Origin of the sequence: Draconibacterium sp., from assembly GCF_041583095.1 — a bacterium.
In the GTDB taxonomy this organism is placed as follows: domain Bacteria; phylum Bacteroidota; class Bacteroidia; order Bacteroidales; family Prolixibacteraceae; genus Draconibacterium.
On record NZ_JBFHGM010000142.1, the window covers coordinates 1 to 12,769 of the forward strand.

Here is a 12,769-nt window from a genome sequence, read left to right on the forward strand (position 1 = left end):
ACTTCGTTATGGACCAGTTTCGCGCGCAACGGAAAACCAGCAGCCAAAGGTCAGCCGGAATGGCCGGCTTACAATTTACAGGAGCGTTCGCTTATGCGAATTGATACAGAATGTTCAGTTATCAACGACCGGTATAAACTGATTCGCGAGATGTGGAAAGGTATTCAGAAATAAACGATTACAACTAATTATGCTTAAAAAATTAACTAAATGAGGAGTTATGAATAATCAAAAAATATTAAAAAAAATTTGGTCCCTTTTTATTGCCACATTTATAATTTGTGGCGCACAAGCACAGGAAATTCAACAACAAAGAGGTGTTGAGGTTGTTTCCCCCGAGATAAACGGAGACAATAGCGTAACTTTCCGCCTGTATGCTGAAAATGCTCAATCGGTTACCGTTAGCGGAAGCTGGATGGAATTTGGACAGAACCTGGAAATGAAAAAAGGAGATGATGGTGTGTGGTCGGCAAAAACGGCTGCCTTGGAACCATCAATGTATCACTACAATTTTATACTTGATGGAGTGAGTATTCTAGATCCAAGAAACCCAAAAGCTTTGCGCGACGGAACTCGTTATGCAAGTACCTTAATTATTCCCGGCGAAGCTTCTGACGTTTTTCAGGTGAACGATGTTCCTCATGGGGCTATCACCAAAGTGTGGTATGATTCTCCAACCCTAAAACTGAATCGGAGAATGTACGTGTACACACCTCCCGGTTATGCAAACAGCGAGGAAAAATACCCTGTTTTATACTTGCTTCATGGTGGTGGTGGCGACGAAGATGCCTGGAGTTCTTTAGGACGCGCAAACTATATTTTGGATAACCTGATTGCCGAAGGGAAAGCCAAACCAATGATTGTGGTTATGACTAATGGAAATGCAGAACAAAGTGCTGCTGTAACTGATTGGTCAAAACAGCCGGATGCTTCTCAGAGTTTTGGGCCGGGAGCAAATGGCAATGAACAGGAAATAATCGACGGGATGACAAAATTCCCCAATAGCCTGGTAAACGATGTTATTCCTTATATCGAAAAACATTACAGGGTAATTGCTAACAGTGAGAATCGCGCCATAGCAGGTTTGTCAATGGGGTGTTTGCAAACACAAATTACTGCCATGTCAAATCCTGGATTGTTTCAGTATATTGGTTGTTTTAGCCTCGGAATTCATTTTAATACACCATTCGATCTCATTTCAAACAATATTCTGATACCCGCCTACGACCAACACCTGGAAACCATGAAAAACAAATTGTTTTATGTGGGCTGCGGAAAAGACGATTTCTGTTTCGAAGGAGTACAAACACTACTAAAAAAGCTCGATGAGCACAACTTCGAATGTGTTTATAATGAAACCGAAGGTGGTCATACCTGGGCCAATTGGAGAATCTATTTGGCGGATTATGCTCCGCGCCTTTTTAAATAAACGAATCAATAAACGAAACTATGAATAACTTAAAACTGAAATTACTGCTTGGCTTTTTAGCCGTATTTTTTACTGTGGCCACCCAGGCCCAGATGTTTAACCGAACACCAACTCCTAACGACAATTTGCAATCGACAAAGGTAAGGGAGAATGGCGATGTTCAATTTCAGATTTATGCTCCCGAAGCGGAAAAAGTAACTTTGGGTGGCGATATTGTTCCGTGGGGGACAGAGCTAAAAAGCGAAAAAGCAGAGAATGGCGTTTGGACAATAACGGTTCCGGATGTGAAAGCTGGAACTTACCGTTATCGTTTCATCGTTGATGGTGTAAATGTTTACGATCCGAAAGCTCCGGAAGCTTACAAAACATCGGCCTTGGTTGATGTGCTTCCAAACGGAGAAAAGGAATTTTTTGCCGTTCGGAAAGATGTGCCTCATGGTGCTGTTTCTGCTATTCAGTATTATTCGGAAACTACCGGAACAATGCGGAATATGCAGGTTTGGACACCTCCGGGTTACAACGCCAAAAACAATAAATTGCCTGTGTTTTATCTGATTCACGGTGGTGGCGACAGCGAACTGGCGTGGCCCGGAGTTGGTCGCGCAGGAATTATTATGGACAACCTGCTGGCCGAAGGAAAATGCAGGGAAATGATTGTGGTTATGCCCGATGGAGGAATGGATGTAAACCTGTTCGTTAAGGATTTTGTAAACGATATTATCCTTTACATCGAAGCAAATTACAATGTTTACACAGATGCTGATCATCGCGCACTGGCAGGGCTTTCAATGGGAGGACTGGAAGTAATGGAATCGTTTATGGCACACCCCGATTTGTTTGCATACATAAATGTAATGAGCTCGGGTTGGTTTACCAACAACAAGGAAATGTACGAAACAGGTGATAAACGTTTGAAAGTGATTGCACCTACTTTAGCTAAAACAGTGAAACTCCTGAAATTTACACAGGGAGGGCCTGAAGATATTGCGTATACAAATGGCAAAGAAATGTTGAAGGTATTCGACAAAAACGGGATTGATTATGAATTTAGCGAAATGCCCGGTGGTCACAGCTGGCCGGTTTGGCGGAACGACCTTAAAAATTTTGTTCCGGTATTATTTCAGTAAAAATAGGCAACCAAAAGTACATCATTCGTGGTGTGCTTTTTTATTTTCTAAGAATTCACAAACCTAAAATCAATAAAATGACAAACAATAAATACCTGCTTCGATTCTTCAGTTTGTCCTTCATTCTGTTAATCAGCCTGAATGTTTTTGCTCAATTCGGGCCACGAATTAAATCTCCGGTAGTGAATGAGGATAACAGCATTACTTTTTCGATAAAAGCACCGAATGCAAAAGAAGTTTCGGTGAATATGATGATGAAGAACTACCCGATGGAAAGGGATGTTGAAGGTGTTTGGAGTGTTACCGTTGGGCCGGTTGAGCCTGAAGTGTATACCTACTCTTTTTCTGTTGACGGGTTAAAAGTGCTCGACCCTGCAAATCCTGAAATGCAGGTGGGACAGGCTCCCGATTTCAGCCTCGTTAATGTGCCGGGTAATCCGCCTCGTTTTGATGAGTTGCAGGATGTTCCCCATGGCACCATGCACATTCTGAAATATTTTTCAACCACACAAGATGTCAACCGTGAGGTTTATGTGTACACGCCACCGGGTTATAAGCCGACAAAAAAATATCCGGTGTTTTATCTGCGTCATGGTGGTGGCGGTAACGAAACATCGTGGTATGTTGAAGGCTGCACGGCAAACATTATGGACAATTTATTGGCACAGAATAAAATTGTACCCATGGTTGTGGTAATGCCCAACGGAAATGTGGAGAAACAAACCGAAGGCGGAGCTTATGGTGCAGAGGGTATCCAAATAATGGCCGATGAATTATTTACCGATGTGATTCCGTTGATTGAAAAGGAATTCTCGGTTTATACCGACCAGAAACACAGAGCGCTTGCAGGTCTTTCGATGGGCGGTGGACAATCGTTTTATATTGGCCTTGGAAATGTGGATAAATTTGACTGGATAGGATCTTATAGTTCAGGTATTTTTGGTGGAATTCCTGGCTTTTCTTTCGATCCGGAAGAGCGGATTCCCGGTATTCTGTCAAAATCGGCCAATTTCAATAAGGAACTGGATTTATTTTACCTGTCATGTGGCGAGCAGGATCCGCGAGTGGAACACACTCAAAAAGTAGTTGATCTGTTCAAAAAGAATAACTTAAAAGTTACTTATGAAACTTATGAAGGTACACACGAATGGAAAGTGTGGAAACATTCGCTGCGGAGTTTCTCACAGTTACTTTTTAGATAAGAACCATAAAACAGTTTTACCATGAGAAAACTTATTCTTTTAGTTACATTTCTAATTTTTACTACAAGTATTTTTGCTCAGTTTGAAGCGCCTCCACGATTGGTTTCTCCGGAGATCGACGGTAACAATGTTACCATTCGTTTTCGTGCACCAAAAGCAATAAAAGTGGAACTTAACGGGGATTTTCTTCCTGAAAAAGAAGTGGAAACTCCGATGGGAAATATGTTGCTGCCTGCACCCGTGGAAATGAAGGAAGGCGAACATGGCGTGTGGGAATATACCGCTAAAGATGTGATGCCCGATTTTTATACCTATACCATTTCTGTTGATGGTATTAAAATGCTCGACCCGAATAACCTGAAGGTAATTCGTGATGGACAAAATACAACAAATATGTTCATTGTTCAGGGAGGAAAAAGCAATGTATTTTTGGAGGCCAGCGATCATAAAGGTACCCTGTCAAAAGTCTGGTATCCGTCCAAAGCCTTTGGTGCCGAACGAAGAATGTCGGTATACACTCCTTACGGATATGGAGAAACGAATAAAAAATACCCGGTTTTTTATTTACAGCACGGTGGTGGTGGCGATGAGGATGCCTGGCCCACACTTGGCAGGGCATGTCAGATACTTGATAACCTGATTGCGCAGGGAAAAGCCGAACAGATGATCGTTGTGATGCCTAATGCCGATCCGAATAGTCTGGCTGCTCCTGATATTATGGATCCGTTGCCGGGACCTTCGATTTTTTCTCTGGGTATGGAATCAGAAGAATTGCATTCGGGAGGCGCGTACACAAAAGACCTTGTTGAGGATATTATTCCGTACATCGAATCGCATTATCAGGTTATTAAAAAGAAAGAATCAAGGGCAATTGCCGGTCTTTCGATGGGTGGAATTTATACCTTGTATTCCACTGCCCGAAATCCTGAATTATTTGATTATATTGGTGTTTTAAGTATGGGATTTACACCCGGACGTGATGCGAAAGCTGAATTAAAGCCGGTTAAAGATGCCGGTTACAAATTGTACTGGGTTGGTTGCGGCGAAAGTGATATGGCCTGGGCAAATGCAGCGCGTTTGTTAAAAGGACTTGATGAAATGCACATGAAACACACGTATTTTGGAGAAGTTGGTGGCCATAACTGGGACACCTGGCGTGTTTGTTTAAAAGAGATAGTACCCCTATTATTCAAATGAACTAAACTTTAAAACTAATAACGATGAAAACAAATCGACGAGACTTTTTTCAAACGATGGGAGCAGGAGCCGCTGGATTTGGTCTGGCTACAACACTTCCGCTTGCCTCATGCGCTGGCCCGGCTGAATCGGCAGTTGCAAACGACGACGAGCAAATACTATTTATTGGCGACGATATTGCCATTGCCAATACGGTTTACGGTAAGGTAAAAGGTTTTATTCTACGCGGAATAACACAGTTCAGAGGTATCCCGTATGGTGCAGATACAGGGGGTAAAAACCGTTTTATGCCGCCCCAAAAACCGGAACCCTGGGATGATATTAAACCCGCAGTTTGGTGGGGAAATACAGCGCCGCAGTTAATGGATGGACGTTATGGCAATGCCTATTCATCGTTTGTTGACCACTGGAATTACGACGATGTAAGCGAAGATTGTTTGAAACTGAATGTATGGACACCGGCTCTTGACACCAACAAACGCCCTGTTATGGTGTGGTTGCATGGCGGCGGTTACACCAACGGAAATGGTATTGAGCAAGACGGTTACATGGGCGAAAACCTCAGCCGCAAAGGCGATATCGTTTTTGTTTCGATTAACCACCGCCTGGGGCCGATCGGTTTTTCTGACCTCTCGGGAGTAGGTGGCGAAAAATATAAAAACTCGGGTAATGTTGGTGCGCTTGATATGGTAGCCGCACTGGAATGGGTGAACCAAAATATCGCCAATTTTGGTGGCGACCCGGGAAACGTCACCATCATGGGCCAGTCGGGAGGTGGTGCCAAAGTGTGTACTCTGGCCGCCATGCCAGCAGCAAAAGGATTGGTGCATAAAGCTGTTCCGCTGAGTGGTTCAACTACCGAGGGCATGAATCAGGGTTATGCACAAAAGCTGGGAGAATACGTACTCAAAGAAGCCGGTTTACAAGCTTCGGAAATTGATAACCTGCAGGAAATTCCCTGGAAGGAATATATTCTTATTGCCAACAGAGCCAGTGAAAAAATGCGTGAAGAGGAAGGTGGAAGCGGATTGATGCGTGTGGGATTTGCCCCGGTGGCTGACGGAGTGAACATTCCAAAAGGAACATTTTATTCTGAAGCAAGCGGTGTTTCTTCCGATGTGCCTATGCTGATCTGTACAACTTTTCATGAGTGGGGAATGGCACGGACAATGCCAGAAATGGAAAAAATAACAGCTGATGAAGCTAAAGAAATGTTGAAGGACCGTGCAGGTTTCAGAGGGGGCCTGGGCGACAAGGCTCCGGAAGTTTACGATGCATATGCAAAGGTATTTCCTGATGCCAAACCAATTGAAATTATGACGCTGGTAGCCAGTAATCGGAAAGGTGCCGTTGAAACAGCCACAGCCAAAAGCCAGCAGGGAGCACCGGTTTATATGGCCTGGTTCGGGTGGGAACCACCGTTATTTGACAACCGAATGCGGGCCTTCCATTGCCTCGATATTTGTTTTTGGTTCTACAACACCGATTTGATGTTAACACACACCGGCGGAGGAGCCCGTCCACGTAAATTGTCGGAAAAGATGTCGGATGCACTGTTAAGTTTTATGCGAACGGGCGATCCGAATTGTAAAACAATGCCTGAATGGCCCGAATTTACTTCTGAAAATGGAGAGGTAATGATTTTAAATGACGTTTGTGAAGTGAAAAATGATCCCGACCGCGAAGGAAGAGAAATGCTTTAGCTGATTTGAGAGTTTACGCCAATAGCTGAAACTTTAAGAGTTAAACAGGGGGAGGATTACTTTCCCTGTTTTTTTACAGAACGATCAGCACATTCGTGTCCTTTTCTTTTTTGCTGTCGGATAGTTTATGTTTAAATTGAAATAACATCTGGCGTTTCGCGTCTGTTATTTTTATCTTTGGGCTTAATTTTAGTAACAAATCGTTTTTGTGAGTTACAGACTATCAAAATCATAAACGTATAAATTAAACCAAATGAAAAAGCTAACACTACTTTTTGCTTTATGTATTTTTTTGTTGGGCGTAACGAATGCCCAAACCAGTTCAATTATAAAATCACCAAAACTGGAAGAAATGTCACCCGAAAGTGCCGGTATTTCTGCCGAACGTTTGGCGCGCATCGATAAAATGTGTGAAGAAGAAGTTGCAAAAGGAAATCTTCCGGGGATTGTTTCGCTGGTGGCACGTAACGGAAAAATCGTTCACTGGAAAGCTTACGGAGTTGCCAACGCAGATGGTGATAAAATGAAACGCGATGCAATTTTCCGAATCGCTTCGCAAACAAAAGCGATTACTTCAACAGCGGTGATGATGCTTTGGGAAGAAGGGAAATTTCAGTTGGATGATCCCATTTCGAAATACATCCCCGAGTTCAAAAATCAGCAGGTGCTTACCAATTTTAGTTACAGCGATACGACCTGGACCGGAGTGCCTGTAAAAAATGAAATCACCATTCGTCATCTTTTGTCGCATACTTCAGGAATTGGTTACGGTGTAATTGATGGCGATGAACGTTTTAAGATGCTGTACAAAAAAGCCGGTGTTACCGACCTGTTCACAACGGAAAATATTACCATTGAAGAAAGTGTAAAGAAGCTGGCAAAAATGCCTTTACACCACGAACCGGGAGCACAGTTTACCTACAGCGAAGGATTGGATGTGTTGGGCTATTTTATTGAAGTGGTATCGGGAATGCCTTTCGATAAATACCTGAAAACACATATTTTCGATCCGCTGGGGATGGAAGACACCTGGTTTTACCAACCCGAAAAAAATATCGATCGTGTGGTTGAAGTTCAAACTCAGGTTAATGGCGAATGGCAAAAGTACCCGGTAACTTTTTACGATACCGACTACCCGATTAAAGGCGCCAAAACATTTTTCTCAGGAGGAGCCGGTTTGTCTAGCACGGCAAAAGATTATGCCATTTTTTTGCAAATGTACCTGAACGGTGGAGAATACAACGGAGTTCGCCTGTTAAGTCGGAAAACAGTTGATGTAATTTTATCGAATCAAATTGGAGCTATCCGTGGAGAATCAGATACCAAATTCGGGCTGGCTTTTGACCTGGTAACTGAGAAAGGGCAGAACAAAGGAGGTCTTGGAAGTGAGGGAACTTTCAACTGGGGCGGTTATTTTAATACCCAGTATTTTGCCGATCCTGAAGAAAATGTAATCGGTATAATTATGAAACAAACACAAGGCCCCGTTAACGATGTTACCGGTTGGAAATTTCGCCAGCTGGTATTTCAAACCATCGATGATTAAAGGTTCTGAAGCGAAAAACATAAAAGAAAGCCTCGCAATGTTGCGAGGCTTTTTTGTTAATTCATTTTCGGGTTATGCCAGGAAAGATTCCAGCATCCAGATTTCTTTTTCAGTATGCCCAATCCAGTCGCTCATCATTGCTGCCGTTCCTTCATCGTTATTTTCTCCGGCAACTTCCAAAATTTCGTTAAAGCTATTCAGAAAGTATTTCTGGCTTTCCAAAACACTTTCAACTGCAGGTTTAGCTTCCGAAACGTTGGCTACTACATCAAGTTTCGCGGTTTTTAAGTAGTCTTCGAAAGTGTGCAACGGCTGACCACCCAACATTAAAATACGTTCTGCAATTTCATCTACAACATCAGAAGCCTGGTTGTAATACTCTTCGAATCGGGCGTGTAATGCGAAGAACAATTGTCCTTTAATGTTCCAGTGTAATCCGCGAAGGTTTTGATAATGAATTTGATAATCTGCTAATAACTGATTCAATTTCTCTACTGTAATTTGATTTTTTGCTTTCATAATATGTAAATTTTAATTTATTAAACTTTGTAGTTCTAATTCGTTGTTTTGTTTCTTTCAACACTTCAAAGATACCATTAGTAGTATTTATTATATTTATGGCAGTATTAGTAATACTTATGCTATGAATATCGCACAACTGGAATATCTGAAAGAATTGTATGCATGTGGTTCGTTTTCTTTGGCCGCCAACCGGCTGGGAGTTACACAGCCAGCGTTAAGTCTGCAAATACAGAAACTGGAAGAGGAACTGGAGTTCAAATTGATCGACCGAACCAAACGGCCATTTCAATTTACAGATGAGGGGAAGGTGTTTTACGAGAAGTCGCTGGAGATTTTAAAGCAGATTGAGGCGTTGAAACAAATCTCAATTAATATCAGTGAAGAAGTAAGTGGTAATCTGAAAGTCGGGATAATTCCAACACTGGCTCCGTACCTGATTCCGCTTTTTATTCATCAATTGGGCAAAGACTTTCCGGCGTTGCAGTTGGAGATTTACGAGCTAAAAACGGAAGAGATCATTGACGAAATTAAAATGGGTGATATCGATTGTGGTATAATTTCTACCCCGGTTTCGGCAACAAATATTTCCATAACTCCACTTTTTTACGAACGTTTTTATGCGTATTTGTCCGAAGATCATCGTTTGTTTAAGCAGGATTTCATCGATATCAAATCAATTGAAGAAGGCGAAATATGGTACCTTGAAGAGGGGAACTGTTTTCAGAACCAGGTGAATTCCATTTGTAAGCTGAATCCGCAAAAGAGAAACAAACAATCATTGGTTTATCACAGTAATTCTATCGAATCGTTACGGCGTATCGTGGAGAACAAAAGCGGTCTGACATTTATTCCCGAGTTGGCCACTATAAATATTCCGGCCGAGCAGGAAGAGCTGATCAAAGAAATTGTTCCGAATGAGCCGGTTCGCGAAATCAGTCTAATAACTGCCAAACGTTTTGCCAAAGAGCGTCAGGTTAATGCTTTGCAGAAGGTTATCAAAAGTAGCATTCCGGTGCGTATGCTTCAACAACCAAAAAGCAGAATTGTAAATACACTTTTATAAATTACCTGATGCTCTCACTTAAAGTGAGCGGTATCATTACCCCGAAATCATAAGATCTTCGGCTTTTGCTATTTCTCTTTAGCGTAGGCATACCAGTATAAAGTACCTACAAAAAAGCCGCCCCCAACAATATTTCCTAGTGTTGCCGGAATCAGGTTTTTTATCACAAAGGTTGTCCAGCTAATATCAGCCCCCTCAAAAATGGCTAATGGAATAAAAAACATGTTGGCAATACTATGCTCGAACCCCATAGTAACAAAGGCCATAACCGGCCACCAGATGCCTAGTATCTTTCCGCTGGTGTGTTGTGCCGACATACCCATCCAAAGCGCTAAACAAACCAGCCAGTTGGCACCGATACCTTTTAAAAATGTAGTAAAAAAGGGATTCGATGTTTTCCCAACCGCAATCTTTTCAACGGTATTAATCCAGGGCTCAACATTTACCAAATGCGTGAGGTGAACCAGAAAATAAGCAACAAACACAGCCCCAATCAAATTGCCCAGATAAACCAACGACCAGTTACGAAGCGGAGCCGTCCAGCGTTGTTTGCCACCCAACACATTGGGCATAAAATAGGCGTTGTTGCCGGTAAAAAGTTCTGCTCCGGCCATGACTACAATCATCAGCCCAACGGGGAACATAGCCCCCATAAGAAACTTCGGGATTCCCGGGTTTTCAGCACCAATACCGGGCACTCCGCCGCCAACCAAAATGGACAGCAAACCTCCAAAAGCGATATAGGCGCCGGCTAAAAATGCCAGTGTCAGTATTTTTTTTGCCGAGTAGCTGTCTTTTGCAATGGCCAGTTTCCCGGCCTCGTTAATAATTTCTTTTGGTGAATATAAACTCATTGTTTTTTCTTTTTTGATACTTGATACAAGATGCTAGATACTCGTTGCTCGATACTCGAAGCTTGTTATTTCACAATTACATCCTTAAAATGCGGTTTTAGCATTTCAAAAGCCCGCTCGATCTGTTCAGGAGAGTTCTCTTCTACCTCCTTAAACTGGTAGTCCATTCCCAACGACTCCCATTTGTAAATTCCCAGTTTGTGGTAGGGGAGTATTTCAAATTTTTCCAGGTGATTGTTTTCGGAGAAAGTTTCGATTAACCAACGTAACGATTCCTCGCTATCCGTGTAATCAGGAACCAGCACATAACGAAGCCAGTAAGGTTTTTTACTTTGCTCGCGAAGTTGAATGTTTTCCAACAGCCGGCCAAGTCCTTTTGCTCCGGTAATCGATTCGAATCCCTCCTCTGTTGTGGCTTTAACATCAAACATTACCAGGTCGGCCAGCTCCGAGATTAAATGTTTGGCTTCCGGTGTTCGAATCAATCCGTTGGTGTCAATATTCGTGTGAATACCTTCCGTCTGTAATGCTTCAAAAAAGGGAATAAGCGCCTTACTTTGTAACATGGGTTCTCCGCCTGAAACGGTCACTCCGCCATCATCGCCAAAGTAAGTTTTCATATTTATGGCACGTTTTATCAGGCTCTCGATTTCGGTTACAGTTCCGCCTTTTAAGGCAATGGTATCTGCATTCTGACAGTATTTACAATGCAGGTTGCAGCCCTGTAGAAACACGACCAAACGAATTCCCGGGCCATCGTGTGTACCAAACGATTCGATGGAATGGACGATTAATTTATTTTCAGTTGGAGACATACTATTTAACACAAAAACATGCCAACCAGTTTAAACCGGTCGGCATGCTTGTGTAGTATTTAATGAATAATTACATTGTTTCGTGGAACGAACGCGTAAGCACTTCCTGCTGCTGTTCGCGTGTTAAACGAACAAAGTTTACAGCGTAGCCCGATACCCGAATTGTTAACTGCGGGTGGTCTTCAGGGTGCTCCATGGCATGAAGCAGCGTGTCGCGGTCGAGCACATTTACGTTTAAGTGCTGTGCGTTGCAACCGAAATAACCATCGAGTGTACGAACAAGGTTTTCAATACGCATTTCAGGAGTTGCTCCCAATGATTTTGGAACAACAGAAAGTGTATTTGAAATACCGTCTTTCGAATCTTTATAATCGATTTTGGCCACCGAGTTTAGCGATGCAATTACCCCGTGTGTATCGCGTCCGTGCATCGGGTTAGCACCCGGTGCAAAAGCAACACCTTTCGCACGTCCGTCGGGAGTAGCTCCGGTTTTCTTTCCGTAAACCACATTCGAAGTAATCGTTAATACCGACATGGTCGGCATGGCATTTTTGTACACCGGAAGTTTTTCCAGCTCCAGGTTAAAATGCTCCACTACATCGCGTGCAATGTAGTCAACACGGTCGTCGTCGTTACCATATTTCGGGAAATCGCCTTCAATCTGGAAATCTACAGTTAGGCCGTTTTCATCGCGAATCGGTTTTACTTTGGCGTGTTTAATAGCCGAAAGCGAATCGGCAACAATCGATAATCCTGCAATCCCGTAAGCGATATTAATTTTCGGATTGGTATCGATAAGCGCCATTTGAGCTTTTTCGTAGTAATATTTGTCGTGCATATAGTGGATGATGTTCATCGCTTCGTTGTATACACGCGCCACTTCTTTCATGGCTATTTTAAAGTTGTCGATTACTTTGGCGTAATCCAGGTATTCTTCTTCAATGAACGGAATTCCATCTACCATTTGTGTTCCTGTATTCTCGCAGCGTCCGCTGTTAATAGCTAAAAGCAGTGTTTTTGCCAGGTTGGTACGTGCACCAAAGAACTGGATGTGTTTTCCCAATTCCTGCATCGATACACAACATGCAATTCCGTAGTCGTCGCAGTTTGAGCTGGTACGCATCAAATCATCATTTTCGTACTGAATTGATGAGGTTTCGATAGATACTTTGGCACAATAATCTTTAAACCCTTTTGGCAGGTTTTTCGACCAAAGAATAGTAATGTTTGGCTCAGGCGATGGCCCCAGATTGTAAAGTGTATTCAGGAAACGGAACGATGTTTTGGTTACTTTGCTTCGTCCGTCGATCA

At 42.7% G+C, this 12,769-nt stretch carries 11 protein-coding genes; 7 read left to right on the top strand and 4 right to left on the bottom strand.

Annotated features, from left to right (window positions below):
* Positions 1-220: 220 nt before the first annotated feature.
* The 6 genes from ABZB17_RS13615 (at position 221) to ABZB17_RS13640 (ending at position 8,204) form a co-directional block, all read left to right on the top strand.
* Positions 221-1,429 (top strand): esterase, encoded by a 1,209-nt coding sequence (locus ABZB17_RS13615; protein WP_372650890.1) that lies wholly within the window; start codon positions 221-223, stop codon positions 1,427-1,429.
* Between the two features lie 20 nt (positions 1,430-1,449).
* Positions 1,450-2,556, top strand: coding sequence for an alpha/beta hydrolase-fold protein (locus tag ABZB17_RS13620; protein WP_372650891.1), 1,107 nt, complete (start codon positions 1,450-1,452; stop codon positions 2,554-2,556).
* A gap of 77 nt (positions 2,557-2,633) precedes the next feature.
* The gene (locus tag ABZB17_RS13625; RefSeq protein ID WP_372650892.1) at positions 2,634-3,758 is read left to right on the top strand and encodes an alpha/beta hydrolase; all 1,125 of its coding nucleotides are present in this window, start codon (positions 2,634-2,636) and stop codon (positions 3,756-3,758) included.
* 21 nt (positions 3,759-3,779) lie between these two features.
* Complete coding sequence (locus ABZB17_RS13630; RefSeq protein WP_372650893.1) at positions 3,780-4,955, top strand: esterase; 1,176 nt, start codon at positions 3,780-3,782, stop codon at positions 4,953-4,955.
* Between the two features lie 23 nt (positions 4,956-4,978).
* Positions 4,979-6,658 (top strand): carboxylesterase/lipase family protein, encoded by a 1,680-nt coding sequence (locus ABZB17_RS13635; RefSeq protein WP_372650894.1) that lies wholly within the window; start codon positions 4,979-4,981, stop codon positions 6,656-6,658.
* Between the two features lie 253 nt (positions 6,659-6,911).
* Positions 6,912-8,204 (top strand): serine hydrolase domain-containing protein, encoded by a 1,293-nt coding sequence (locus ABZB17_RS13640; RefSeq protein ID WP_372650895.1) that lies wholly within the window; start codon positions 6,912-6,914, stop codon positions 8,202-8,204.
* A 72-nt stretch (positions 8,205-8,276) separates the two neighbouring features.
* Here ABZB17_RS13640 and ABZB17_RS13645 read toward each other — a convergent pair whose 3' ends face one another.
* Positions 8,277-8,723 carry a Dps family protein gene (locus ABZB17_RS13645; protein ID WP_372650896.1) on the bottom strand — a complete coding sequence of 149 codons (447 nt, stop codon included), beginning with the start codon at positions 8,721-8,723 and terminating at the stop codon, positions 8,277-8,279.
* 124 nt (positions 8,724-8,847) lie between these two features.
* Between ABZB17_RS13645 and ABZB17_RS13650 the strand changes: the two genes are divergently transcribed.
* Entirely contained in the window at positions 8,848-9,789 is a 942-nt protein-coding gene (locus tag ABZB17_RS13650; protein ID WP_372650897.1) for a hydrogen peroxide-inducible genes activator, read from the top strand.
* Between the two features lie 68 nt (positions 9,790-9,857).
* Here the strand turns inward: ABZB17_RS13650 and ABZB17_RS13655 are convergent, their stop codons facing one another.
* From ABZB17_RS13655 to ABZB17_RS13665, 3 genes are all read right to left on the bottom strand, one after another.
* Positions 9,858-10,643 carry a formate/nitrite transporter family protein gene (locus ABZB17_RS13655; protein WP_372650898.1) on the bottom strand — a complete coding sequence of 262 codons (786 nt, stop codon included), beginning with the start codon at positions 10,641-10,643 and terminating at the stop codon, positions 9,858-9,860.
* 65 nt (positions 10,644-10,708) lie between these two features.
* Positions 10,709-11,458 carry a pyruvate formate-lyase-activating protein gene (gene pflA, locus ABZB17_RS13660; RefSeq protein WP_372650899.1) on the bottom strand — a complete coding sequence of 250 codons (750 nt, stop codon included), beginning with the start codon at positions 11,456-11,458 and terminating at the stop codon, positions 10,709-10,711.
* 70 nt (positions 11,459-11,528) lie between these two features.
* Positions 11,529-12,769 (bottom strand): pyruvate formate lyase family protein (locus ABZB17_RS13665; protein ID WP_372650900.1); only part of this gene is annotated, 1,241 nt, incomplete at its 5' end.

Bases quoted from the DNA above. Each gene is read 5' to 3' on its own strand.
- ABZB17_RS13615 (WP_372650890.1), top strand. From the start codon at position 221: ATGAATAATCAAAAAATATTAAAAAAAATTTGGTCCCTTTTTATTGCC.
- ABZB17_RS13620 (WP_372650891.1), top strand. From the start codon at position 1,450: ATGAATAACTTAAAACTGAAATTACTGCTTGGCTTTTTAGCCGTATTT.
- ABZB17_RS13625 (WP_372650892.1), top strand. From the start codon at position 2,634: ATGACAAACAATAAATACCTGCTTCGATTCTTCAGTTTGTCCTTCATT.
- ABZB17_RS13630 (WP_372650893.1), top strand. From the start codon at position 3,780: ATGAGAAAACTTATTCTTTTAGTTACATTTCTAATTTTTACTACAAGT.
- ABZB17_RS13635 (WP_372650894.1), top strand. From the start codon at position 4,979: ATGAAAACAAATCGACGAGACTTTTTTCAAACGATGGGAGCAGGAGCC.
- ABZB17_RS13640 (WP_372650895.1), top strand. From the start codon at position 6,912: ATGAAAAAGCTAACACTACTTTTTGCTTTATGTATTTTTTTGTTGGGC.
- ABZB17_RS13645 (WP_372650896.1), bottom strand. From the start codon at position 8,723: ATGAAAGCAAAAAATCAAATTACAGTAGAGAAATTGAATCAGTTATTA.
- ABZB17_RS13650 (WP_372650897.1), top strand. From the start codon at position 8,848: ATGAATATCGCACAACTGGAATATCTGAAAGAATTGTATGCATGTGGT.
- ABZB17_RS13655 (WP_372650898.1), bottom strand. From the start codon at position 10,643: ATGAGTTTATATTCACCAAAAGAAATTATTAACGAGGCCGGGAAACTG.
- pflA (WP_372650899.1), bottom strand. From the start codon at position 11,458: ATGTCTCCAACTGAAAATAAATTAATCGTCCATTCCATCGAATCGTTT.